The organism is Neisseria sicca (assembly GCF_003044565.1).
Classification (GTDB): domain Bacteria; phylum Pseudomonadota; class Gammaproteobacteria; order Burkholderiales; family Neisseriaceae; genus Neisseria; species Neisseria sicca_A.
Genome location: NZ_POXG01000001.1, coordinates 359,244 through 382,415, shown reverse-complemented (window position 1 = coordinate 382,415; position 23,172 = coordinate 359,244). Strand labels below are relative to the sequence as shown.

The 23,172-nt window shown below is 50.8% G+C and carries 19 protein-coding genes and 2 tRNA genes; 15 read left to right on the top strand and 6 right to left on the bottom strand.

Features of this window, described 5'->3' with window-relative positions:
• Positions 1–349: 349 nt before the first annotated feature.
• Both DBZ16_RS01945 and prfH read left to right on the top strand, forming a co-directional pair.
• Positions 350–1,489, top strand: coding sequence for an RNA ligase RtcB family protein (locus DBZ16_RS01945; RefSeq protein ID WP_107812735.1), 1,140 nt, complete (start codon positions 350–352; stop codon positions 1,487–1,489).
• Between the two features lie 2 nt (positions 1,490–1,491).
• On the top strand, positions 1,492–2,136 hold the full coding sequence (gene prfH, locus DBZ16_RS01940) for a peptide chain release factor H (RefSeq protein ID WP_167390252.1): 645 nt from the start codon (positions 1,492–1,494) through the stop codon (positions 2,134–2,136).
• A gap of 123 nt (positions 2,137–2,259) precedes the next feature.
• Here prfH and DBZ16_RS15335 read toward each other — a convergent pair whose 3' ends face one another.
• The gene (locus tag DBZ16_RS15335) at positions 2,260–2,460 is read right to left on the bottom strand and encodes a protein MIGRI (protein ID WP_003675061.1); all 201 of its coding nucleotides are present in this window, start codon (positions 2,458–2,460) and stop codon (positions 2,260–2,262) included.
• A 157-nt stretch (positions 2,461–2,617) separates the two neighbouring features.
• On the opposite strand from DBZ16_RS15335, the gene metX reads away from it, so the two are divergent.
• The 3 genes from metX (at position 2,618) to DBZ16_RS01915 (ending at position 5,443) form a co-directional block, all read left to right on the top strand.
• Positions 2,618–3,757, top strand: a complete 1,140-nt coding sequence (gene metX / locus DBZ16_RS01930) for a homoserine O-succinyltransferase MetX (protein ID WP_107812732.1) — start codon at positions 2,618–2,620, stop codon at positions 3,755–3,757.
• Positions 3,754–4,335: a methionine biosynthesis protein MetW gene (gene metW, locus DBZ16_RS01925; RefSeq protein ID WP_003743445.1), complete on the top strand. Its 582-nt coding sequence runs from the start codon at positions 3,754–3,756 to the stop codon at positions 4,333–4,335. The genes metX and metW overlap by 4 nt, the downstream gene beginning before the upstream one ends.
• A 271-nt stretch (positions 4,336–4,606) precedes the next feature.
• On the top strand, positions 4,607–5,443 hold the full coding sequence (locus DBZ16_RS01915) for an NMB0938 family lipoprotein (RefSeq protein ID WP_430914314.1): 837 nt from the start codon (positions 4,607–4,609) through the stop codon (positions 5,441–5,443).
• 194 nt (positions 5,444–5,637) lie between these two features.
• On the opposite strand, the gene DBZ16_RS01910 is transcribed toward DBZ16_RS01915, so the two are convergent.
• The 4 genes from DBZ16_RS01910 to DBZ16_RS01895 all read right to left on the bottom strand — a co-directional run bounded on the left by DBZ16_RS01910 (position 5,638) and on the right by DBZ16_RS01895 (position 10,050).
• Positions 5,638–6,933, bottom strand: a complete 1,296-nt coding sequence (locus DBZ16_RS01910) for an NAD(P)/FAD-dependent oxidoreductase (protein ID WP_107812730.1) — start codon at positions 6,931–6,933, stop codon at positions 5,638–5,640.
• Positions 6,934–7,054: 121 nt separating this feature from the next.
• Positions 7,055–7,945 (bottom strand): ABC transporter permease subunit, encoded by an 891-nt coding sequence (locus tag DBZ16_RS01905; RefSeq protein WP_107812729.1) that lies wholly within the window; start codon positions 7,943–7,945, stop codon positions 7,055–7,057.
• Entirely contained in the window at positions 7,945–8,910 is a 966-nt protein-coding gene (locus DBZ16_RS01900) for an ABC transporter permease subunit (RefSeq protein ID WP_107812728.1), read from the bottom strand. Before DBZ16_RS01900 ends, DBZ16_RS01905 begins: the two co-directional genes overlap by 1 nt.
• A gap of 15 nt (positions 8,911–8,925) precedes the next feature.
• Positions 8,926–10,050, bottom strand: a complete 1,125-nt coding sequence (locus DBZ16_RS01895) for an ABC transporter ATP-binding protein (RefSeq protein WP_029609631.1) — start codon at positions 10,048–10,050, stop codon at positions 8,926–8,928.
• 546 nt (positions 10,051–10,596) lie between these two features.
• Here DBZ16_RS01895 and radC point away from each other — a divergent pair.
• The 9 genes from radC (at position 10,597) to DBZ16_RS01850 (ending at position 21,125) form a co-directional block, all read left to right on the top strand.
• A complete protein-coding gene (gene radC, locus DBZ16_RS01890) occupies positions 10,597–11,277 on the top strand; it encodes a RadC family protein (RefSeq protein WP_107812727.1) in 681 nt (226 codons plus the stop codon).
• Between the two features lie 329 nt (positions 11,278–11,606).
• A complete protein-coding gene (gene clpB, locus DBZ16_RS01885) occupies positions 11,607–14,180 on the top strand; it encodes an ATP-dependent chaperone ClpB (RefSeq protein WP_107812726.1) in 2,574 nt (857 codons plus the stop codon).
• 430 nt (positions 14,181–14,610) lie between these two features.
• Positions 14,611–15,237, top strand: a complete 627-nt coding sequence (tmk, locus tag DBZ16_RS01880) for a dTMP kinase (protein WP_107813094.1) — start codon at positions 14,611–14,613, stop codon at positions 15,235–15,237.
• Between the two features lie 219 nt (positions 15,238–15,456).
• On the top strand, positions 15,457–16,737 hold the full coding sequence (locus tag DBZ16_RS01875; protein WP_107812725.1) for a malic enzyme-like NAD(P)-binding protein: 1,281 nt from the start codon (positions 15,457–15,459) through the stop codon (positions 16,735–16,737).
• A gap of 414 nt (positions 16,738–17,151) precedes the next feature.
• Positions 17,152–18,321: an NAD(P)H-dependent flavin oxidoreductase gene (locus DBZ16_RS01870; protein ID WP_107812724.1), complete on the top strand. Its 1,170-nt coding sequence runs from the start codon at positions 17,152–17,154 to the stop codon at positions 18,319–18,321.
• Between the two features lie 205 nt (positions 18,322–18,526).
• Positions 18,527–19,714 carry a succinyldiaminopimelate transaminase gene (dapC, locus tag DBZ16_RS01865; RefSeq protein ID WP_107812723.1) on the top strand — a complete coding sequence of 396 codons (1,188 nt, stop codon included), beginning with the start codon at positions 18,527–18,529 and terminating at the stop codon, positions 19,712–19,714.
• Between the two features lie 177 nt (positions 19,715–19,891).
• Positions 19,892–20,671, top strand: coding sequence for a peroxide stress protein YaaA (gene yaaA, locus DBZ16_RS01860; protein WP_107812722.1), 780 nt, complete (start codon positions 19,892–19,894; stop codon positions 20,669–20,671).
• A gap of 80 nt (positions 20,672–20,751) precedes the next feature.
• Positions 20,752–20,842: transfer RNA gene (locus DBZ16_RS01855), tRNA-Ser, on the top strand.
• 192 nt (positions 20,843–21,034) lie between these two features.
• A tRNA-Ser gene (locus DBZ16_RS01850) sits at positions 21,035–21,125 on the top strand.
• A 145-nt stretch (positions 21,126–21,270) separates the two neighbouring features.
• Here DBZ16_RS01850 and DBZ16_RS01845 read toward each other — a convergent pair.
• Positions 21,271–22,086: an RNA methyltransferase gene (locus tag DBZ16_RS01845; RefSeq protein ID WP_107812721.1), complete on the bottom strand. Its 816-nt coding sequence runs from the start codon at positions 22,084–22,086 to the stop codon at positions 21,271–21,273.
• A gap of 183 nt (positions 22,087–22,269) precedes the next feature.
• On the opposite strand from DBZ16_RS01845, the gene DBZ16_RS01840 reads away from it, so the two are divergent.
• The gene (locus tag DBZ16_RS01840) at positions 22,270–23,055 is read left to right on the top strand and encodes an inositol monophosphatase family protein (protein ID WP_107812720.1); all 786 of its coding nucleotides are present in this window, start codon (positions 22,270–22,272) and stop codon (positions 23,053–23,055) included.
• Positions 23,056–23,172 lie beyond the last annotated feature (117 nt).

The following is a 23,172-nucleotide window of genomic DNA, read 5'->3' as shown; positions in this document are numbered from 1 at the left end:
GTTATACAACATTTCTTCATAAAAAACGCAGTTTTATTGTAACGTTTCAAACATTTCCCCTATAATCCGCCTGTTTTCAATTTTCACATGCAAAGAAAGGAGCAGCCATGACACGCAATACTTCAATCCGCTCAATCACATTCTTTGCAGCCCAAGCGTCGGTCTGATTTTCGGACAACGCGTTCCCGCATTTTCCCTATCGCCCGCTTCGGGCTGCTTTCCCATCAATCGGACAGAGGTCGTCTGAAAACGTCAGACGGCAGTCGGTATATTTTCAAGCCGCGTTTCCTTTTTAAGCCGTCGGTTTGGATTCGTTTTGCCCTCTGTCCGTGTTAAAGAAAGCATATACATGGGCAATTATCAACATCCCCATCATATTCACATCATCGCTGATTCAGAAACCTGGATTGAAGGCAACGCCGTCGCCCAACTCGAAACCACCGCCAAGCTGCCGCACATACTGCGCGTAGCCGGTATGCCTGATTTGCACGCGGGGCGCGGTTATCCCGTCGGCGCAGCTTTTTTCAGCGATCACCATTTTTACCCCGCACTCATCGGCAACGACATCGGCTGCGGCATGGCGTTTTGGCAAACCGATTTGTCCGCTGCCAAGCTCAAACCCGTCAAACTCGCCAAGCAGCTTGGCAACATCGATACGCCTTTGAGCCAAGACGAACAAGAAATCTTACTCGGAGAATCCGCATCCGATTATCCGTTTTCAGACGACCTCGCAGTCGGCACCATCGGCGGCGGCAATCACTTTGCCGAGTTGCAAACCGTTGAAACTGTTTACCGCGACGATTTGCTTCCCGCTGCCTTTGATTCAGACCGTTTGCAGTTGTTGGTACACAGCGGTTCGCGCGGCTTGGGTCAGCAGATTTTGCGACGCCACGTCGAAGCCTACGGTCATCGAGGTTTGGCGGAAGGCAGCGAGGCTGCGGCGGACTATCTTGCCGAACATCAGGCAGCCCTTGAGTTCGCCGGTCTAAACCGCCGCCTGATTGCCGCCAGAATGCTCGACCGCTGGCGTACGGAAGGCGAATGTCTGCTCGACGTGCATCACAATTTCCTCGAGCAAACCGAAATCGCAGGGCAAACCGGCTGGCTGCATCGCAAAGGAGCAACGCCCGCCGATAAAGGTTTGGTCATGATACCCGGCTCGCGCGGCGATTATAGCTATCTGGTTCTGCCGACCCAAGATTGCCAAATTTCGTTGAACACATTGGCACACGGCGCAGGACGGAAATGGCAACGCGGCGAATGCAAAGGTCGCCTGTCACACAAATATTCCGTCGACAGCCTGCGCCAAACCGCCTTCGGCAGCGTGGTCGTTTGTCAGGATAAGGCTCTGATTTTTGAAGAAGCTCCGCAGGCTTATAAAAACATAGACAGCGTTATTTCAGCCATGAAAAACGCTGGTCTGATTGAATTGGTCGCCCAGTTCAAACCTGTTTTGACTTACAAAACCAGCAGCGGATGCGGAGAATAAATATGAAGCAAAATTTACAAACGGTTTATCTGCAAATTTCCACTGCGCAAGGGCCTGCCGAATGCCGCATCTTTGCTCGTTTCGTATTGGGCAGGTTGCTTGCTGAGGCGAAGGCGGAAGGTATCGAAGTGGAAATCATCTCCGAAACCGCCGATAAACACGGTATTATGTCTGCGATGCTTAAAGTGGACGGCAATCATGCCGAAACTTTGGCACAGCGTTGGCAAGGTTCGCTCCAATGGATATGCACCAGCCCCGTCCGCCCCAAGCATCCGCGTAAAAACTGGTATATTGGCGTTTTCCGTATGCCCGATATGCCTGAAATGCCGTCTGAAAGCGAAATTGAGTTTCAAACCTGCCGTTCGGGCGGCAAAGGCGGGCAGCACGTCAATAAAACTGAAAGTGCCGTCCGTGCCACTCATAAGGCAAGCGGTATTTCCGTACGCGTCGAAAGCGAACGCAGCCAGCATGCCAACAAAAAATTGGCTTTGACCCTGCTGGCGCAAAAGCTGGCGGAACATTATGCCGGGCAGACCGACGATTACGCCCGCGCGCAACACAGCCGGCTTTATCAGGTGGAACGTGGCAATCCGAAACGGACGTTCGTCGGAACGGAGTTTAAGGAGAAGTCGGATTCTAAACGTTGAGTTGAGACAGCCGCTTTGGTAATGCCGTAATCCCCCGTGTTTTTGATATACGGGAAAAGGTCGTCTGAAACCTGAATTTGGGTTTTCAGACGACCTTTTATTTGTTTGGCTACCAACATCCGGTCAATAAGAATCCGGAATGTGTTTGAAATACAGCATGACCAGATACCAAAACAGCGTCGCTGCGGCTGCGCCGAGCAGTACCCATGCGCTGATTTTGGCGACATCGCGCAGGGCGCGTTTTTGCTTGCGGCTGAAGAGGCGGTTGATAATCAGCGCGGCAAGTGCGAAAAAGAAAAAAATACGGAAAAGTCTGCCTATCATATCGGGAAACGGTGGAGGTCGTCTGAAAAAGTATGGTTCGGGCACGGTGGCATGGGGACAGATGTTTCAGCGCGTCAGGCTGCTTGTCCGTCCGTGTCAAAAAGTCATGCCGTTTGCTATATAATAACGCTTTTCGCCGCATTTGTTGGAATAGGATATGAGTCAAAATGCCTCGGTGGGCATTGTAACGCCCCAAAAAATTCCGTTTGAGATGCCGCTGGTTTTGGAAAACGGTAAAACTTTGCCGCGTTTTGATCTGATGATTGAAACCTACGGCGAGCTGAATGCCGAAAAAAATAATGCGGTTTTAATCTGTCATGCGCTGTCGGGCAACCATCATGTTGCGGGCAGGCATTCGGCGGAGGATAAATACACAGGCTGGTGGGACAATATGGTCGGCCCCGGCAAACCGATTGATACGGAAAGTTTTTTCGTGGTCGGTTTGAACAATCTGGGCGGCTGCGACGGCAGCAGCGGGCCCTTGTCGATCAATCCTGAAACGGGCAGGGAATACGGCGCGGATTTTCCGGTGGTTACGGTGAAGGACTGGGTAAAATCCCAAGCCGCGCTTGCCGATTATCTCGGTATCGAACAATGGGCGGCGATTGTCGGCGGCAGCTTGGGCGGTATGCAGGCTTTGCAGTGGACGATTTCTTACCCCGAGCGCGTGCGCCATGCCTTGGTGATTGCGTCTGCGCCGAAACTGTCCACGCAAAATATCGCGTTCAACGATGTGGCGCGTCAGGCGATTTTGACCGACCCCGATTTCAACGAAGGACATTACCGCAGCCACAATACCGTTCCCGCACGGGGCTTGCGGATTGCCCGCATGATGGGACACATTACGTATCTTGCCGAAGACGGTTTGGGCAAAAAATTCGGACGCGATTTGCGTTCCAATGGCTATCAATACGGCTATGGCGTTGAATTTGAAGTGGAATCCTATCTTCGCTATCAGGGCGACAAATTTGTCGGACGGTTTGATGCCAACACTTACCTGCTTATGACCAAGGCTTTGGACTATTTCGATCCGGCGGCGGATTTCGGCGACAGTCTGACCCGCGCCCTGCAAAATGTGAAAGCGAAATTTTTTGTCGCCAGCTTCAGTACCGACTGGCGTTTTTCGCCCGCGCGTTCCAAAGAGTTGGTCAAAGCGCTGATTGCGGCGCACAAGCCGGTGCAGTATATCGAAGTCAAATCCAACCACGGCCATGACGCTTTTTTGATGAAAGACGAGGCTTATATGCGCGCCGTAGCGGTTTATATGAACAATGTTGACAAGGATTGCCGATCATGAATTTGCGCGACGATTTGCAGTTGATTTACGACTGGATTCCCGAAGGCAGTCGCGTCTTGGACTTGGGCTGCGGCGACGGCGAATTGCTGGCGGCTTTGGTGGAACACAAAAAATGCAGCGGCTACGGCATCGAAATCGACACCGACAGCGTCATCGCCGCCATGTCGCGCGGCGTGAACGTCATTCAAGCCGATTTGGAGCAAGGTTTGGCAGAATTTGGCGACCAAACGTTTGACGTTATCGTTTTGAGCCAAACCATCCAAGCCATGCAGAATACCGAAAAAATCCTGCGCTGCCTCATGCGCGTGGCGAAACAGGCGATTGTCAGCTTCCCGAATTTCGGCTACTGGCGCAACCGATTCCAAATCGCCATCGGCGGTCATATGCCGGTTTCCGAACGCATGCCCTACCATTGGTACGACACGCCGAATATCCATTGGTGTACGCTCAAAGACTTTGATTTGTTGTGCGCCAAAAACAAAATCCGCGTCCTCGAACGCGCGGTCATGACGGGTAACAAACAGGTCAAACATTTCCCCAACCTTTTGGGCAGCTTGGCGTTTTACCGCGTTGGGTAAGATAGGCTGAGAACCTTGTTGGTATAGTGGATTAACTTTAAACCAGTACGGCGTTGCCTCGCCTTAGCTCAAAGAGAACGATTCTCTAAGGTGCTGAAGCACCAAGTGAATCGGTTCCGTACTATTTGTACTGTCTGCGGCTTCGTCGCCTTGTCCTGATTTAAATTTAATCCACTATAATAATGAGGTTTTTGAGTTGTACTAACAAGAGGTCGTCTGAAAAATGAAATGGCAGATTTTCAGACGACCTTTTTATGTTGAAAACAATATTATGAAAAACGAAACGTCATCACTTCTCTTATTGGTCACAGCAATCATGCTGACCGCGTGTTCTCCGAACAAAGAAGATAAAACGAAAGAAGTCGGCGCATCTGCCGCTTCGTCCTCCGCATCGTCAGCCTCTTTCCAATCCGATTTGAACCCAATAGTGTCCAACTCTAATAGCATCAAGCAAGCAGAAAGTGCACCTTCTTCAAATTGCACCAACCTGCATCAGATTGACGGCATTGATGATTTTGTCCGTCAGGTTGCCGAGAATATCGATTCCAGTTGTTTGTTTGAACGCAGCCCTAAAGAATTGGCGGCGATTTGGGGCATTCCCGGCGGAGATGATCCTCTGGCTCAGGCAATGTTTCCTGATATCGATGCGAATGACCCTGAAAACGTTAATAAAGTGATAGAAGCTATTGATCAGATGGCAAAAAGGGAGCGGAGCTATAATCAGCAGGCGGTAGAATCGCTGACACAAAAGGTAGAGACACTCAGACAGCAGGATGCGCTGGTTTTATCAATAGGCAAACAGACAAGCCAAGGCTCGGATCAGCCGCTGAGAATAACGCGCAATTTCGGCATAGAAGCAACGCCGGAATATCTCAAGAAACACGGCGGCGGGTTTGGCGGCAGTTTTCAAAACATCAGCCAGTTGCCCGAATATTTGAAATCGCGCGGGAAGATTTTTGAGGCGCAAAAGGCATTCCGCCTGTTCAACCGCGACCGCAGCCCCGATAAACCTTATCTGGAAATTGTGTTTGACGAGAGCGGGAAAATCGTTTTGATTACCGTCTATGAAAATGTCTCCAATCCGGCAAGCAGGATTCATTTGATGTGATGGGTTTGGGAGTAAACGGGAAGGGTGGAAACCTAGACTTATTGAGCGTCGGCTGAGAGCTTGATGCGATGGCAGTGTGATTGGAAACCTTAAGAATCTATCTTGTTTCGCGTTCAATATCGAAAAGGTCGTCTGAAACCTGAATCGGGTTTTCAGACGACCTTTTATTTGTGTGGTTGAGCTTAACCAAATACTTAACGGCTGTCTTTCCATTGGTAATATTTCGAGCCGAGGAAGGAACCGAGTTTGCGCAGGAAAGGTTGGGTAATGATGCTTGGGTGTTTGAGTTTTTCAAACGGTTTCAAACGACCATCGTCGCCCATGATGGCTTCGGCGATGGCAAGGCCTGCTATGCCGGTAATCGCCATGCCGTGTCCCGAGTAGCCTTGGGCATAGTAAACAGTAGGGGCGAGTCTGCCGAAGTGGGGGGCGAGGTTCGCGGTGATGTCGCATTCGCCGCCCCATGAGTGTTCGATTTTGACATCGGCAAGCTGCGGGAAGACTTTGAGCATGTCTTGGCGGACAAGCTCGGTCATGCGTTCAGGGTCGTCGATGAACTCGTTGTCTTTACCGCCGAAGAGCAGGCGGCCGTCCGCGCTGAGGCGGTAGTAGTCGAGGACGTAGCGGTTGTCGCAGACGGCCATGTTGTTGCGGATGAGGTCTCTGGCGCGTTCGCCCAGCGGCTCGGTGGCGATGATGAAGGTGCTGATGGCGATGGCTTTTTTTTCTAGTGTTTTGAATTTGTTATGCAAACCGGCGTAGGTGTTGACGGCGTATACGAGGTTTTGACATTCGATGCTGCCGCTCGGGGTATGGACGAGCCAGCTGCCTTGATAGGGCTCGATACGGGTCATCGGGGACTGTTCGAAAATTTGCGCGCCGGCTTCAACAGCGGCGCGGGCGACGCCCAGGGTGTAGTTGAGCGGATGGAGGTGACCGGAATTGGGGTCGAATTGCGCGCCTAAGTACATATCGCTGTTAAGCTGTTGTTTGAGCGTGTCTTTATCCCAAAGTTGGTAATGCGTGGCGTTGTAATGTTTTTGAGCGTGTTCGTGCCATTGTCGCAATTCTTTCCAGTGCTGTTTGCGGACGGCGACGGTGGCGTAGCCGCGCTGCCAGTCGCAGGCGATTTGGTGTTTTTTAACCCGTTCGTCAACGAGTTCGACGGCTTGCAGGGATTGCTGCCAAAACCAGCGGGCTTGTTCCAAACCGACTTGTTTTTCGATTTCTTCCATACCGCAGGCGTAATCGCTGATGACTTGCCCGCCGCTGCGCCCTGATGCGCCGAAGCCGACGCGTGCAGCTTCGAGTACGGTTACTTCACGTCCGTTTTCGGCAAGGGGGAGGGCGGTGCAAAGTCCTGTCAATCCTCCGCCGATGATGCAGGTTTCGGTTTTCAGACGACCTTCAAGTTTGGGATAAGCGGCGTGGGGATTAATGGTGCTGAAATAATAGGAGGGAAGGTATTCTTTCAAATTGGGATGAATCATAGGGTAATGCTTTACGGTGGTTTCAGACGACCTTTGGAGGGTCGTCTGAAAAGTTGTCAAACAGGTTGTGTGAAGAAAACAGGCTGACCTTGCATTGATGCGGTCAGCCTGTCTGATTGGGTCAATTCGCTTTTTCTGCGGCGAGCTTTTCCTGACGGTAGGCTTCGGCGGCTTCTCGATCGCGTTTGGTTGCTTGGCGCATCATCCAATAATTGATGACGATAACCAGCGTACCGATGATTCCGATAAGGATGGTTGCCAACACGTTCATCTGCGGGTCGAGACCCAGCTTGATTTTGGAGAAAATTACCTGCGGCAATGTGGAAGAACCGGGACCGGACAGGAAGGAGGTAATCACCAAATCATCCAGCGACAGGGTAATGCCGAGCAGGAAGCCTGAAGCGATGGCAGGGGCAATCAAGGGCAGGGTGATGACGAAAAAGATTTTCAGCGGACGCGCACCCAAGTCCATGGCGGCTTCTTCGAGCGATTGGTCGAGCTCCACCAGACGCGAACGGATAACGACGGTAATGTATGCCATACAAAGCGTCGTATGTCCGAGGAAAATGGTGAAGAAACCGCGGTCGAAGTAAAGCCTTTGGAGCAATTCGCCGCTGCCTTGCAGGAACATTTGCACCTGAATAATCAGGAGCAGCATGGACAAACCGGTAATCACGTCAGGCATAACCATAGGCGCGGAAATCATACCGGCAAACAAGGTGCTGCCGCGGAAGCGTTTGATGCGCGCCATCGCGTAGCCTGCCAGCGTGCCCAAAACGACGGCTGCAAGCGAGGATGCGGCGGCAATACGCAGCGACAGCCAAGCGGCTTCCAAGATGGTGTCGTTTTCCAGCAATGCACCGTACCACTTGGTCGAAAAGCCGCCCCAAACGGTAACCAGCTTGGATTCGTTAAACGAATAGATAACCAAGACGACCAGCGGAATGTACAGAAACGCCAGCGACAGCATCAGCATCAGTTTCAGGAACCAAGATAATCGGGATTTTTGCATTATTTGGCTCCTTCTTCCAATTCGCGGTTTTCATAATGTTGGAATAGTGCAATCGGCACGACCAGCAATGCGACCATGACGACGGCGACGGCGGAAGCCAGCGGCCAGTTGTTTTGATCGAAGAACGCCTGCCACAAGACTTTACCGATCATCAGGTTTTCCGAACCGCCGACCAGCTCGGGAATCACGAATTCACCGACTGCGGGAACGAAAACCAGCATGGAACCTGCGATGATGCCGGTTTTGGACAGAGGCAGGGTAATGGTGAAAAACGATTTGACCGGTCCTGCACCCAAATCAGAAGCAGCTTCGAGCAGGCGGTTGTCGAGTTTCACCAGTTGCGTGTAAAGCGGCAGAATCATAAACGGCAGATAGGCATAAACCATAACCAAGTTCAGCGAGAACGCGTTGTAGAACAGGTCTAAAGGTTCTTCAATAATCTGCATTTTGAGCAGGAAATTGTTGATGATGCCGTTGTGTCCCAAAAGACCCATCCATGCGTAAACACGCAATAGGAAGGAAGTCCAGAAGGGCAGCATGATCGCAAGCAGCAGACCGTTGCGCATGGAGGGATTGGCGCGCGAAATCGCATAGGCGGTCGGATAGCCGATCAGCAGACAAATGATAGTCGTCGTCAGCGCAGTCTTAATCGAAGACCAGTAGGTCATCAGATAGATATTGCTGTTTTCGCTGTCGCCGAACGGATTCAGGGTGTTCCAAAAATTTTGGAAAATATCGGCATAGTTTTGATAACTGATGGCGATATTCAGACGACCTAAATCTTCATCGACGCTGGTCAGCGGCGTAAACGGCGGAATGGCGATTTCTTGTTCGGCAAAGCTGATTTTCAGCACGATGGCGAACGGAATCAGAAATAGCACTAAAAGCCAAACATATGGCACGGCGATGACCGCGCGCTGACCCGGGCGGCGGAACAGTTTGTTTTTCAGTTTTTTAAGGTTCATCTCATTCCCCTTAAATTAACGGAATAACGGAGTCGGTTGGTTTTCCGGCCAGCTGATATAGACGGTTTCGTCCCAAGTCGGCGGCGTGATGTTACGCACATACCAATAAGGTGCGGGAACTTGGCTTTTGACGACGCGACCGTTGGCGAGTTTGATGTGGTAAATCGCGAAGCTGCCCAGGTAGGCGATTTCTTCAACCGTACCTTTTGCCCAGTTGAAGCTGCCCAAGTGGTCAGGTTTTTCTTTGTACAAATCAATGTCTTCGGGACGGATGCTGACCCAAATGTCTTGTTCGCTCGGGCCGCCCAAACCGTGGTCGATGCGGACGTGGTTTTCCAAGCCTTCGCATTCGATGACGGCATAATCGGCATGGTCTTCAATCACAACGCCGCTGAAAATATTGGTCTCGCCGATAAATTCAGCAGTAAAGCGGCTGTTTGGATAGTCGTATACATCGCTAGGCGTACCGACTTGTTGCAACTGACCGTCGGACATAATGGCGATGCGGGTCGCCATTGTCATCGCTTCTTCTTGGTCGTGCGTAACCATGATGCAGGTTACGCCGACTTGTTCCAGCGTGTTGACCAATTCGAGCTGGGTTTGTTGGCGCAATTTTTTGTCCAACGCGCCGAGAGGTTCGTCAAGCAGCAGGATTTTCGGACGTTTTGCCAAGCTGCGTGCCAAAGCGATACGCTGTTGCTGACCGCCGGATAATTGATGCGGTTTGCGCTTGGCGTATTTGGTCATCTGAACCAGACGCAGCATTTCTTCCACGCGCGCGGCGATTTCATCTTTCGGCATTTTGTCTTGTTTCAGACCGAAGGCAATGTTCTGCTCCACAGTCATGTGCGGGAACAGGGCATAGCTTTGAAACATCATATTGATGGGGCGCTCGTAGGGGGCAAGTTTGGTAATGTCTTGACCATCCAGAATGATTTTGCCCTGATTGGGGCTTTCCATGCCCGCCAGCATACGCAGCAGCGTGGATTTGCCGCTGCCGGAGCTGCCCAAAAGGGCAAAGATTTCATGTTGATAAATATCCAAGTCGATGTTATCGACAGCGTAATTGTCACCAAACTTTTTCACCAAGCCTTGGATTTTGAGATAAGGTTTGGCTGAAGACGCAGTGGTTGCGGTCATAATGGCAATACTCCAATAAAAATGACGAGTACCGGCAAAACGGATTTTCGAAAGGGTGATAAAAAGCTGTTTGATTGCTGGCGGGAGTCGCAACGTCGAAACGTCGTCTGAAACTCTTGTGAAGCGCACGGGCAGCATGGATGGGAAACGGGTGGAAATACAAGGATAAACCGTCTCCGCAGAACTCGCTATTATATTAGCCTATGGCACGCAGGGGCAATACGAAATTGCCCGAAGGGGCTGATTTCTCGCGGATTCGATTTAAACAGTGCGGCTTGTTATCGGTCGGATTGAATCTACTATCAAACCCATACGGGCAAATAGGGATGAGCAGTTGCCTTCATATGGGAAATTTAAGCGCGTTGTTTTTATGCAATTAATTTATATGGATATTATGCTTTTATTTTAAATATTTATTCAAAATATAATAAAATTTGAAATATTAACAATAAAAGTAGTTTCTTGGTGGGTATTTTATTTTATCAAACGCAATGAGAAACAGATTTCAAATAGATTTTTTCGTGAATTTCACGAAAGGGGTAAAGCATGAGTATCAAACAGTGGCCTGAAGGCGAGCGGCCGCGTGAAAAATTATTGGCACGCGGTGCAGGCGCATTGAGCGATGCGGAGCTGCTGGCGATTTTGCTGCGGGTGGGTACGCGCGGGATGAGCGCGGTGGATTTGGCACGTTATCTGCTGAACGAGTTTGGCAGCTTGGGCAAACTGATGAGTTCCGACGCTAAAACACTTTCCGCATACAAGGGCATGGGTTTGGCGAGTTTTACCCAGTTTGCCGTCGTCAAAGAAATCGGCAGGCGGATTTTGGGCGAGGATTTGCAGGAAAACATCACGCTTTCCAGTCCGAAAGCCGTTGTCGACTATCTGCGCCTGCATTTGGGGCATGAAAAGATAGAAGTCAGCACCGCGCTTTTGCTCAACCGCCAAAACAGGCTGATTGCCATGCGCGAACTTTCGCGCGGAACGGTGGCGGAAAATACCGTCTATATCAGGGAAATCGTCAAGCTCGCATTGGACGAATACGCTGACAGCCTGATTATCGCGCACAATCATCCTGGCGGTTCGGCTACGCCTTCGCAATCAGATATTGCATTTACAGGTCGTCTGAAACAGGCTTTGGCATTGGTTGATGTCTCGCTTTTGGATCATTTCATTGTTACGACGAAAGAAGTCTGCTCTATGCGGGAGCAGGGGTATATGGAGGGGTAAGGAAGGTGTCTTGCTGGAATTGAGCGGATTGTCTTAGTTCTGATTCTGTGGGAACTAATTGATTTCATTAGTATTCGACTGTCAAAAAGGTCGTCTGAAAAATGTTTTCAGACGACCTTTCTACGATTGAGGAAGTCTTTATTTTTGTATCGGTAATCTCTTTTGAACTCAAACAATAAAAGTTATACACATATATTTTGAAAATAAAATCTATATAAAACATATATATAGTTATATTTTTCTATTTTAATGAAATTTATGGTGTTGAGTTATCCACATTTGGGCCTATATTGGGTGTAACGAAATTCTAACCAAAGGAAACCAAAAAGATGAGATTCGACAAATTAACCGCCAAATTCCAACAAGCCCTTGCAGAAGCTCAGAGTTTGGCGTTGGCTGCGGACAGCAGCTATCTGGAAGCGGGCTTTGTGCTGAAAGCCCTGCTTGACGACCAAAACAGCGGAGCCGCCGCGCTCTTGGCTCATGCGGGCGTGAATGTGCCACAGGTGAAACAGCGTTTGCAGCAGCATTTAAACAGCCTGCCGAAAGTATCCGGCCAGGGCGGCGATATTCTGCCCAGTCGCGAATTGCAGGCGGTGTTGAACCTGATGGACAAAGCGGCAACCAAACGCGGCGATGCCTATATCGCCAGCGAACTTTTCCTGCTCGCCTTGGTGCAGCAGAACGATGCGACCGGCAAAATCTTGAAAGAAGCCGGCGCGACCGAACAAAACATCAATGCCGCGATTGACGCGGTACGAGGAGGACAAAACGTGAACGATGCCAATGCCGAAGATCAACGCGATGCTCTGAAAAAATACACGCTCGACCTGACCCAGCGCGCCCGCGACGGCAAACTTGACCCCGTTATCGGCCGCGACGACGAAATCCGCCGCGCAATTCAGGTGCTGCAACGCCGAACCAAAAACAACCCAGTGTTGATCGGCGAGCCGGGTGTGGGTAAAACCGCCATCGTCGAAGGCTTGGCGCAACGCATCGTCAATGGCGAAGTGCCTGAATCCCTACGCAACAAACGCCTGCTGGTTTTGGATTTGGCGGCATTGATTGCCGGTGCGAAATACCGCGGCGAATTTGAAGAACGCTTGAAAGGCGTGTTGAACGATTTGGCGAAAGACGACGGCAACACCCTGATTTTCATCGACGAAATCCATACTTTGGTCGGCGCAGGCAAAACCGACGGCGCAATGGACGCGGGCAATATGTTGAAACCGGCTTTGGCGCGCGGCGAACTGCACTGCATCGGCGCGACCACCTTGGACGAATACCGCCAATACATCGAAAAAGACGCGGCACTCGAACGCCGCTTCCAAAAAGTATTGGTCGGCGAACCCAGCGTGGAAGACACCATCGCCATCTTGCGCGGTTTGCAGGAGCGCTATGAAATTCATCATGGCATCGACATCACTGACCCCGCCATCGTTGCCGCCGCAGAATTGAGCGACCGCTACATTACCGACCGCTTCCTGCCCGATAAAGCGATTGATTTGATTGACGAAGCCGCCAGTCGCATCAAAATGGAGCTGGACAGCAAACCCGAGCAGATGGACAAACTCGACCGCCGAATCATCCAGCTCAAAATGGAAAAAATGCACGTTGCCAAAGAGAGCGATGACGCCAGCAAAAAACGTTTGGAACTGATAGACGAAGAAATCGACGGCTTGCAAAAAGAATACGCCGATTTGGACGAAATCTGGAAAGCCGAAAAAGCCGCGTCTTCCAGTACCGCCGACATCAAGAAACAGATGGACGACATCAAAGTCAAAATCGAGCAGGCCAAACGCCAAGGTGACTTCGCCCGCGCCTCCGAACTCGAATACGGCGAGTTGCCGAAATTGGGTGCGCAGTTGCAGGCGGCGGAAAGTAACCCTGACGGCAAAAAACAAAACAAACTCTTCCGCACCGAAGTCGGCGCGGACGAAGTGGCCGAAATCGTATCGCGCATGACCGGCATTCCTGTGTCCAAAATGATGGAAGGCGAACGCGACAAGCTGCTGAAAATGGAAGAAGTATTGCACCGCCGAGTGGTCGGTCAAGACGAAGCCGTGCGTGCCGTGTCCGATGCCATCCGCCGCAGCCGCTCCGGTCTTGCCGATCCGAACAAACCCTACGGCAGCTTCCTGTTCCTAGGCCCGACCGGCGTGGGTAAAACCGAGTTGTGTAAAGCTTTGGCAGGCTTCTTGTTTGACAGCGAAGACCACCTCATCCGCATCGACATGTCCGAATACATGGAAAAACACGCCGTTGCCCGCCTCATCGGCGCGCCTCCGGGCTATGTCGGCTACGAAGAGGGCGGCTACCTGACCGAACAAGTGCGCCGCAAACCGTACAGTGTGATTCTGCTGGACGAAGTGGAAAAAGCCCATCCCGATGTGTTCAACATCCTGCTGCAAGTATTGGATGACGGTCGCCTGACCGACGGACAAGGTCGCACCGTGGACTTTAAAAACACCGTCATCGTCATGACTTCCAATATCGGCAGCCAGCACATCCAACAAATGGGTACGCAGGACTACGAAGCCGTGAAAGAAGCGGTGATGGAAGAAGTGAAAGCCTACTTCCGCCCCGAAATGATCAACCGTATCGACGAAGTGGTCGTGTTCCACGGACTGAATCAGGAGAATATCCGCAACATCGCGAAAATCCAGCTTAAAGGCTTGGAAAAACGTTTGGAAGCGCAGCACCTGCACCTGAAAGTGGACGATGCCGCCTTGGATTTGATTGCCAAAGCCGGTTTCGACCCCGTGTACGGCGCACGCCCGCTCAAACGCGCCATCCAGTCGGAAATCGAAAACCCGCTGGCCATTGCGTTGCTCGAAGGCAAATATGCGCCCGAAAGCACGATTCATGTGAAAGAAGAAGGCGGCAAGCTGGTGTTTGCTTGATTTAATGGTCTGATGAAAGGTCGTCTGAAAACTTGATTGTAGGTTTTCAGACGACCTTTTTATTGAAATGGGCTGTCTTCAGTTTGGATTCAATTTATAGTGGATTAACTTTAAACCAGTACGGCGTTGCCTCGCCTTGCCGTACTATCTGTACTGTCTGCGGTTTTGTCGCCTTGTCCTGATTTGAAGTTAATCCACTATAACTTCCGACAAGGCTAAGAGGATGCGGGCGATAACACAGAGCCAATTTGCTTGTACCGTACTTTTAGAACATCGCTTTCTTTGCATCAAGGCGGTTAATTTAAACTGAAGGCGCTCTAAGAGGTCGTCTGAAAATCAGTCCCGAACTGTATCAAGAGCGTTGAAAGCATTTATAATCCCGCTTTCAGACGACCTTTTGAACATCCGTTCTCTCAATAAAATTGACCTTATGAAACCCAAATTCATCACTCTGGACGGCATAGACGGTGCGGGCAAATCGACCAATCTTGCAGTTATCCGCCAATGGTTCGAATCCCATCATCTTCCCGTATTGTTCACCCGCGAGCCGGGCGGTACGCCTGTCGGCGAAGCTTTGCGCGAAATTTTGCTGAATCCTGAAACCAAGGCGGGATTGCGCGCGGAGACTTTAATGATGTTTGCCGCGCGGCAGCAGCATCTTGAAGACGTCATCCTGCCTGCGCTGGCGGACGGCGTTCATGTCGTTTCCGACCGTTTTACCGATGCGACTTTTGCGTATCAGGGCGGCGGGCGCGGCGTTCCTCTGCAAGATATTGGAATGCTGGAAAATTGGGTGCAGGGCGGGTTTGGTCCTGATTTGACTTTGCTGCTGGACGTGCCGCTGGAAGTGTCGATGGCGCGTATCGGGCAGACGCGCGAGAAAGATCGTTTCGAGCAGGAGCAGGCGGATTTTTTCACCCGCGTGCGTGCTGTTTATCTCGAACGCGCCGCCGCGCATCCCGAACGCTATGCGATTATCGATAGCAACCGGAGTTTGGAAGAGGTAAGGGCGGATATCGAATATGCGCTGGCGCGTAGTTTCGGTATGGATGTTTAAAACCGAATGAAGGTCGTCTGAAAGTATATGTTTTGCCTCAAAATTAGCTGTTTCAGATAGAAAATAGCGGTATGCGCCGTATTGGGAATATGATAGAATTACAGCCCGTTACAAAATAGGTTTATTTATGAATAAATGGTTTTGTAACGCCAATCGTCCCGAAACCAATGTTTCAGACGACCTCAACTCAAAATCTCTCTCTCGCAACAGGATCGAAAAATGGAAAACTCATTGAAAGAAGCCGCACTGAAATTTCACGAATTCCCCGTGCCGGGTAAAGTCTCCGTTACCCCCACTAAATCGCTGGCCACTTCCAAAGACTTGGCTTTGGCGTACTCGCCGGGCGTAGCGGCTCCTTGTATGGAAATCCATGCCGATCCGCAAAATGCGTACAAATACACCGCCAAAGGCAACTTGGTTGCTGTGATTTCCAACGGTACCGCCGTTTTGGGCTTGGGCAACATCGGCGCGTTGGCGGGCAAACCTGTGATGGAAGGCAAAGGCGTATTGTTCAAAAAATTCGCTGGCGTGGACGTATTCGACATCGAAATTGATGAAAAAGACCCGCAAAAACTGGTAGACATCATCGCTGCGTTGGAGCCGACTTTCGGCGGTATCAACCTCGAAGACATCAAAGCGCCTGAGTGCTTCTACGTCGAACGCGAATTGCGCAAACGCTGCAAAATCCCCGTATTCCACGACGACCAACACGGTACCGCCATCATTACCGCCGCCGCCGTATTGAATGCCCTGCGCTATACCGGCCGTAAAATCGAAGAAGCGACCTTGGTTTGCTCCGGTGCGGGTGCGGCTGCGATTGCCTGCTTAAACCAACTGCTCGATTTGGGTCTGAAACGCGAAAACGTTACCGTTTGCGACTCCAAAGGCGTAATTTACAAAACCCGCGAAGACAAAGACCGCATGGACGAGTCCAAACAGTTCTACGCCATTGAAGACAACGGTCAACGCGTGCTTGCCGATGCCGTCAAAGGCAAAGACATATTCTTGGGCCTCTCCGGCGCGAACCTGTTGACGCCTGAAATGCTGAACACCATGAACGCCAAGCCTATCGTGTTCGCCATGGCAAACCCGAATCCGGAAATCCTGCCGCCACTGGCAAAAGAAACCCGTCCTGACGTGGTCATCGGTACCGGCCGTTCCGACTTCCCGAATCAAGTGAACAATTTATTGTGCTTCCCGTTCATCTTCCGCGGCGCGTTGGATGTCGGCGCGACGACCATCAACGAAGAAATGAAACGCGCCTGCGTATACGCCTTGGCAGATTTGGCAATGGAAGAGGTAACCGAAGAAGTGGTTGCCGCTTACGGTAAAAAATTCGAATTCGGCGCGGAATACCTGATTCCGACCCCGTTCGATTCCCGCCTGCTGCCGCGCGTTGCTTCGGCTGCCGCCAAAGCTGCGATGGAAAGCGGCGTGGCAACCCGTCCGATTGCAGACTTGGAAGCCTATGCTGCCAAACTGAGCGAGTGGAAATTGTAATCCGATTTGATTTGAAGTGATGTAGGGAAGGTCGTCTGAAATCAATTTTCAGACGACCTTTTCTTATGCGTAATTCTTTGCCTAACCTAATCAAATGGAATGAAAGTAGGCAAAACGGACAGCCTTCATCCAAACCAACCTCCGATAACTCTATCTTTCAGACGACCTAACCCTAAAAAATATTTCTTAGTTAACAATACTTTTCAAATTTAATTTGCAAAAACTGTATTGATACTCTAATTTTTGTCCACATTTAGAGTATAATTACTAAAATCTAAAATGCAAGCAGCTTAATATCATCAGGCTGAGTAAAAAAACAAACCTTACTAATTGATTAAAAAGCAATTTTCAAAAATTCAGCAAAGCCGGCCTGAAAATATCAGTCCGCCCCTGCAACCATCAAGGAACCCATACATGCAAAACAACTTCGACCCATTGCTCATCCGAGGCAAATCATTGATTCCCGTCGTCCAAGGCGGAATGGGCGTGGGCGTTTCCGCATCGAAACTCTCCAGCGCGGTCGCCCGCGAAAACGGTGTCGGCACGATTGCCAGCGTTGATTTGCGCCACTTGCATGACGACCTGCTCGCCGAATCCAAAATCAACCCGAGCGAAGAAAAATACACCCGACTCAACTGTACCGCGCTTGACCGCGAAATCCAAAAAGCCAAAGCCGACGCAAACGGCAAAGGTATGATTGCCGTTAACGTCATGAAAGCCGTCAAAGACCACGCCGCCTACGTCCGCCAAGCCTGCGAATCGGGTGCGGACGCGATTGTGATGGGTGCGGGATTACCGCTGGATTTGCCTGAAATGACTGAGGGTTATCACAAAGATGTCGCCCTGTTCCCGATTTTGTCCGAATCGCGCGGTATCGGTATCGTATTGAAACGCTGGATGAAAAAAGGTGTTTTGCCCGACGCTATCGTTATCGAACATCCCGCGCACGCTGCCGGACACTTAGGCGCGGCAAGCGTGGCAGGTGTGAACGATGCCAAGTTTGAATTCAAACGCGTCATCGAAGAAACTTTTGAAGTATTCAAGAACTTAGGTCTTGAAAGTGAAAAAATCCCGCTCATCCTCGCCGGCGGCATGGCGAACTTTGAAAAAGTCAAAACTGCCCTGAAAAACTGGGGTGCGTCCGCCGTCCAAATCGGCACGGCGTTTGCCGTTACTGAAGAAGGCGATGCCCACATCAACTTCAAAAAAACGCTGGCAGGCGCGGAAACCGAGCATGTTGTCGAATTTATGTCTGTTGCCGGACTGCCCGCACGCGGTGTGCGTACCAAATTCCTAGACAGCTACATCAAGCGCGAATCCAAGCTGCAAGCCAACGCCAAAGCCGACCCGCGCCGCTGTACGCAAGGCTTGAACTGTCTGACCAGCTGCGGCTTGCGTGACGGTTTGGCAAAAGCAGGACAATTCTGCATCGACATCCAACTCTCTGCCGCTTTCCGTGGCGAAGTCGATAAGGGATTGTTTTTCCGCGGTAAAGATCCGCTGCCTTTTGGCAATGCTATCCGCACAGTTCAAGAAACCATTCAATACCTGCTCAACGGCGCTCTCCCCGCAGCAGCGAAATAAATCATATCCGCAGATTTGCAAAACAAAAAAGGGCATATTTAATATGCTCTTTTTTATCGCTGGCAAATCATGTTCTTCTCCAAAGGTCGTCTGAAAACAGTTTTCAGACGACCTTCATCCTGCCTCCCTTTCTATGGATACATTGTCAACAAAATCCGCATAAAAAATGCTAAGATGACCGTCTCGATAGACATTTGGAACACCCATGAACCCACTACTCAACCAGCTCCAACCCTATCCGTTTGCCCGCCTGCGCGAAGCCATGCAGGGCGTTAACCCTCCCGAAGGCGTCGCCCCCGTCCACCTGCACATCGGCGAGCCGAAACACCCTACGCCCGAAGTCATCACCAATGCACTAACCTCCTCGCTGCACGAACTGGAAAAATACCCTCTGACCGCAGGCTTGCCCGAACTGCGCCAAGCCTGTGCCGACTGGCTGCAACGCCGTTACGACGGGTTGACCGTCAATCCCGACACCGAAGTCCTGCCCGTACTCGGCAGCCGCGAAGCCTTGTTTTCCTTCGTTCAAGCTGTCTTAAATCCCGTTTCAGACGACCTCAAACCCGTCGTCCTCAGCCCCAATCCGTTCTATCAAATCTACGAAGGCGCAGCCATTCTCGGTGGTGGCGAAATCCGTTTTGCCAACTGTCCCGCCCCGTCCTTCAAGCCCGATTGGAAAAGCATTGCCGAAGGCGTATGGCAACGCACCAAAGTCATGTTCGTCTGCTCGCCCAACAACCCCAGCGGCAGCGTCCTGCAACTGGAAGACTGGCAAGAAATCTTTGATCTGCAAGACAAATATGGTTTCATCATCGCTTCCGACGAATGTTATTCCGAAATTTATTTCGACGGCAACAAACCCATAGGCGGCTTACAGGCAGCAGCGCAATTAGGTCGCAGCAATCGCAATATCGTCATGTTCACCAGCCTCTCCAAACGCTCCAACGTTCCCGGACTGCGCTCCGGTTTTGTCGCAGGTGATGCCGAATTGCTTAAAAACTTCCTGCTCTACCGCACCTATCACGGCAGCGCAATGAGCATCCCCGTCCAACGCGCCAGCATCGCCGCATGGAACGACGAAGAACACGTCATCGCCAACCGCCGCCTGTATCAGGAAAAATTCGACCGCGTCATCCCCATTTTGCAGCAGGCGTTCGATGTCAAACTGCCCGACGCATCGTTCTACATCTGGCTGAAAGTCCCCGATGGCGACGATTTGGCATTTGCCAAAAACCTCTGGCAAAAAGCCGCCATCCAAGTCCTCCCCGGTCGCTTCCTCGCCCGCGATACCGAATGGGGCAATCCCGGCGAAGGCTACGTCCGCATCGCCTTGGTTGCTGATGTCGACAGTTGCGTCAAAGCCGCCGAAACCATCGTTTCCCTGTATCGCTGAATAAAGTAGCGGTTCAATAAAAGGTCGTCTGAAAACCTCAAATCCAAGCTTTCAGACGACCTTTTTAATTCCATTCAAACAGTCTTTGCTATAACGGTATTTGCTTCACTTTATAAACTTGCCCATAAAACATTTTAAACCTACAATGCTGCTGTTTATCACATCTCCGAGCCAATCATGTTTTTCGTTCTCTCTCCCGCCAAAAACCTCAATGAAAAAGACCCCGCGCCCGTCAAAGAATTTACCCAACCCGACCTCTTGGCGGAAGCCGAAATCCTGATGCGCCAATTGCGTGAACTTGCCCCGCAGCAAATCGCCGAGCTGATGTACGTTTCCGACAAAATCGCCCTCTTAAACGCCGAGCGCAACGCCGAATGGCATACGCCGTTTACCCCCGACAACGCCAAACAGGCAGTCTTTATGTTCAACGGCGACGTTTACGAAGGCATCGCCGCAGACACCCTCAAACCCGAAGAAATCCAATATCTGCAACAATACGTCCGCCTGCTTTCCGGTCTATACGGCGTCTTACGCCCGCTGGATTTGATGCAGCCCTACCGTCTGGAAATGGGAACCGCATTTGCGAATACGCGCGGCAAGAATCTGTACGAATTTTGGGGCGACATCATTACCGATTTGTTGAACGACACCCTTGCCCAAGCCGACAGCGACATACTGGTTAACCTCGCCTCGCAAGAATATTTCAAATCCGTCAACATCCAAAAACTCAAAGCCCGCCTGATTACCCCCGTTTTCAAGGACGAAAAAAACGGTAAATACAAAATCATCAGCTTCTACGCCAAACGCGCGCGCGGACTTATGGTACGCTATGCGGCAGAACACAATATCGCTGACCCGGAAATGCTGAAAAACTTCGATTACGAAGGTTACGCATTTAACGAAGCAGCGTCCAATGAGTCTGAATGGGTGTTTATGCGCAAAGAACAAACCAAGTAAAAACAAAAAACTAAATATTCAGCCTAAAATTTCGCTTGGCAAACCGGACGAATTTCATTATTATTCCCGCTTCAAGAGACGGAAGCGTGGCAGAGCGGTTTAATGCAACGGTCTTGAAAACCGTCGAGGGTTGATAGCCCTCCGTGAGTTCGAATCTCACCGCTTCCGCCATTTCTTGAAAACAGCAAAACCAAATAAAGATGAATTGAAGCCTTGTGCAACAGCATTTTTATTTGGTTTTACTTTATCTTGAAGAAAAGTGGTAGACAAAGCTGAATACAGCAGCCTGAAAACTACTAAGGACAAAAATCCTTTGTTTGGTTAATCCACCATTTCGACCAAGACAAATCAAACAATCAAACAGGAAGCGTGGCAGAGCGGTTTAATGCAACGGTCTTGAAAACCGTCGAGGGTTGATAGCCCTCCGTGAGTTCGAATTTCACCGCTTCCGCCAAACCAAAAAAAGCTGCTATGAAAATAGCAGCTTTTTTCTTATCCCAGCCATCAACAAGCAGAATCAGCGGTAATGGTCAAGGGTCAACTTGCATCTACTCATCGTAACACTATATCCGCCATAGAGAATTTTCAGATGACCTTTTTTAGTCTTTCTTCTTCAAACGATGGCTGACGGTATTGAAAAAGCCGCGCAGGATATCGATGTCTTCGGTTTGTGTGTTGGCGCGGCCGAACAGGCTTTGCATACGGCGCATCAAGCGTTCGCTGTTGCGGCGGTTGAAGAAGCCGATGTCGTCCATGACGCTTTCCATGTGGGCGACCATGCCTTTGATTTGCTCGTGTGTAGCGGCGTGGTCTTCTTGTTGCAGGTGGGTCATGGGCATATCGGTCTGACTGAAGATTTCGTAACACACAACCTGCACCGCCTGGGCGAGGTTGAGCGAGAAATAGTCGGGATTGCCGTTGATGGTCATTAGGCGGTTGCATGCCTGTACTTCTTCGATGCTCAAGCCGAAGGTTTCGTTGCCGAAGACGAGGGCAACTTGTTCTCCGCGTTGTGCCGCCTGCAATAATTCGGGAACCAGTTCGCGCGGGGTTTGCAGCGGGGCAGTGATTTCGCGGCGGCGGCTGGTAAGGGCGCAGGCAAGCGTGGTGTCGGCGAGGGCTTCGTCAAGCGTGGCGGCAATCACGGCGTTGTGCAATACGTCTGCCGCGCCGGAAGCGAGGATGAAACTTTCCTCCGGCAGTTGGAAATCTTGCGGGTTTTCGGGGTTGAAAACGGGCGGCTGCCCGGTCATCGGCGTGGACATCAAATTCGGGGCGACGATGGTGAGATTGTGCAGCCCCATGGTCTTCATGGCGCGGGCGGCAGAGCCGATATTGGCGGGATGGCTGGTGCGGGTGAGGATGATGCGGATGTTGCCGAGATAGTCGGGCAATTCGGGCTTGGCTGAAGTCATGTTTTGTTTTCGGTTTGTTCGGGAATCGGGTATAATGCGCCATCTTTTTGTTTTCAGACGACCTTTCGCCTTGAGGCTTGAGAGGTCGTCTGAAATGTTCTTTAACAACGTCGGAAACGTACAAACGTTGCGTCCGGTGCAGATGCGCCAGACGGTATTTTACCTGATTTAGAAAGAAAACCCATGAATCCGTTTTTAAATACCGCTTTCAAAGCCGCCCGTAAAGCCGGGCAGATGATGATCCGCGCAAGCGGCAATCTGGATGCCGTCAAAGTTGACAGCAAGGCATTCAATGATTTTGTTTCCGACGTTGACCGCAATTCTGAAATGATTTTGGTGGAAGCGCTCAAAGAAGCTTATCCGCATCACAAAATCACTTGCGAAGAAGGCGGTTCTCACGGCAAAGCCTCTGCGGAATATGAATGGATTATCGATCCGCTCGACGGCACAACCAACTTCTTACACGGCCATCCCCAATACGCGATTTCTATGGCGCTGCTGCACAAAGGTGTGTTGCAGGAAGCTTTGGTGTACGCACCTGAACGCAACGATGTTTACATGGCTTCGCGCGGCAAAGGTGCGTTGCTCAACGACCGCCGCATCCGCGTTTCTTCACGCATCGAATTGAACCGCTGCTTGATCGGTACAGGCTTCCCAGTCGTCGATCAAAGCATAATGGACAAGTATCTAGTGATTTTGAAAGACTTTTTAGCAAAAACTGCCGGAGGTCGCAGAGAAGGTGCGGCTTCGTTGGATTTGTGTGCCGTGGCGGCCGGTCGTTTGGATGGTTTCTTCGAGTTCAACCTAAAACCTTGGGATGTTGCCGCAGGTGCGCTGATTGTGCAGGAAGCGGGCGGTATCGTTACCGATATGTCTGGTAACGAAGGCTGGCTGGAAAGCGGCGATATTGTGGCAGCCAATCCGAAAGTGCTGGCGCAGATGCTGCAAATTATTGCTGGACATCTGTAAACAGGAGGTCGTTTTCAGACGACCTTTTGTCCGTTTTAATACGGTGTCGTGATTTAGCAATATTAGGAATATCATCTATGTTACTTTCAGGAGCATATAACTACCTTTTGTCGCAAT

Coding starts and splice junctions, on each gene's coding strand:
- DBZ16_RS01945 (WP_107812735.1), top strand. CDS start 350: ATGGGCAATTATCAACATCCCCATCATATTCACATCATCGCTGATTCA.
- prfH (WP_167390252.1), top strand. CDS start 1,492: ATGAAGCAAAATTTACAAACGGTTTATCTGCAAATTTCCACTGCGCAA.
- DBZ16_RS15335 (WP_003675061.1), bottom strand. CDS start 2,460: ATGATAGGCAGACTTTTCCGTATTTTTTTCTTTTTCGCACTTGCCGCG.
- metX (WP_107812732.1), top strand. CDS start 2,618: ATGAGTCAAAATGCCTCGGTGGGCATTGTAACGCCCCAAAAAATTCCG.
- metW (WP_003743445.1), top strand. CDS start 3,754: ATGAATTTGCGCGACGATTTGCAGTTGATTTACGACTGGATTCCCGAA.
- DBZ16_RS01915 (WP_430914314.1), top strand. CDS start 4,607: ATGAAAAACGAAACGTCATCACTTCTCTTATTGGTCACAGCAATCATG.
- DBZ16_RS01910 (WP_107812730.1), bottom strand. CDS start 6,933: ATGATTCATCCCAATTTGAAAGAATACCTTCCCTCCTATTATTTCAGC.
- DBZ16_RS01905 (WP_107812729.1), bottom strand. CDS start 7,945: ATGCAAAAATCCCGATTATCTTGGTTCCTGAAACTGATGCTGATGCTG.
- DBZ16_RS01900 (WP_107812728.1), bottom strand. CDS start 8,910: ATGAACCTTAAAAAACTGAAAAACAAACTGTTCCGCCGCCCGGGTCAG.
- DBZ16_RS01895 (WP_029609631.1), bottom strand. CDS start 10,050: ATGACCGCAACCACTGCGTCTTCAGCCAAACCTTATCTCAAAATCCAA.
- radC (WP_107812727.1), top strand. CDS start 10,597: ATGAGTATCAAACAGTGGCCTGAAGGCGAGCGGCCGCGTGAAAAATTA.
- clpB (WP_107812726.1), top strand. CDS start 11,607: ATGAGATTCGACAAATTAACCGCCAAATTCCAACAAGCCCTTGCAGAA.
- tmk (WP_107813094.1), top strand. CDS start 14,611: ATGAAACCCAAATTCATCACTCTGGACGGCATAGACGGTGCGGGCAAA.
- DBZ16_RS01875 (WP_107812725.1), top strand. CDS start 15,457: ATGGAAAACTCATTGAAAGAAGCCGCACTGAAATTTCACGAATTCCCC.
- DBZ16_RS01870 (WP_107812724.1), top strand. CDS start 17,152: ATGCAAAACAACTTCGACCCATTGCTCATCCGAGGCAAATCATTGATT.
- dapC (WP_107812723.1), top strand. CDS start 18,527: ATGAACCCACTACTCAACCAGCTCCAACCCTATCCGTTTGCCCGCCTG.
- yaaA (WP_107812722.1), top strand. CDS start 19,892: ATGTTTTTCGTTCTCTCTCCCGCCAAAAACCTCAATGAAAAAGACCCC.
- DBZ16_RS01845 (WP_107812721.1), bottom strand. CDS start 22,086: ATGACTTCAGCCAAGCCCGAATTGCCCGACTATCTCGGCAACATCCGC.
- DBZ16_RS01840 (WP_107812720.1), top strand. CDS start 22,270: ATGAATCCGTTTTTAAATACCGCTTTCAAAGCCGCCCGTAAAGCCGGG.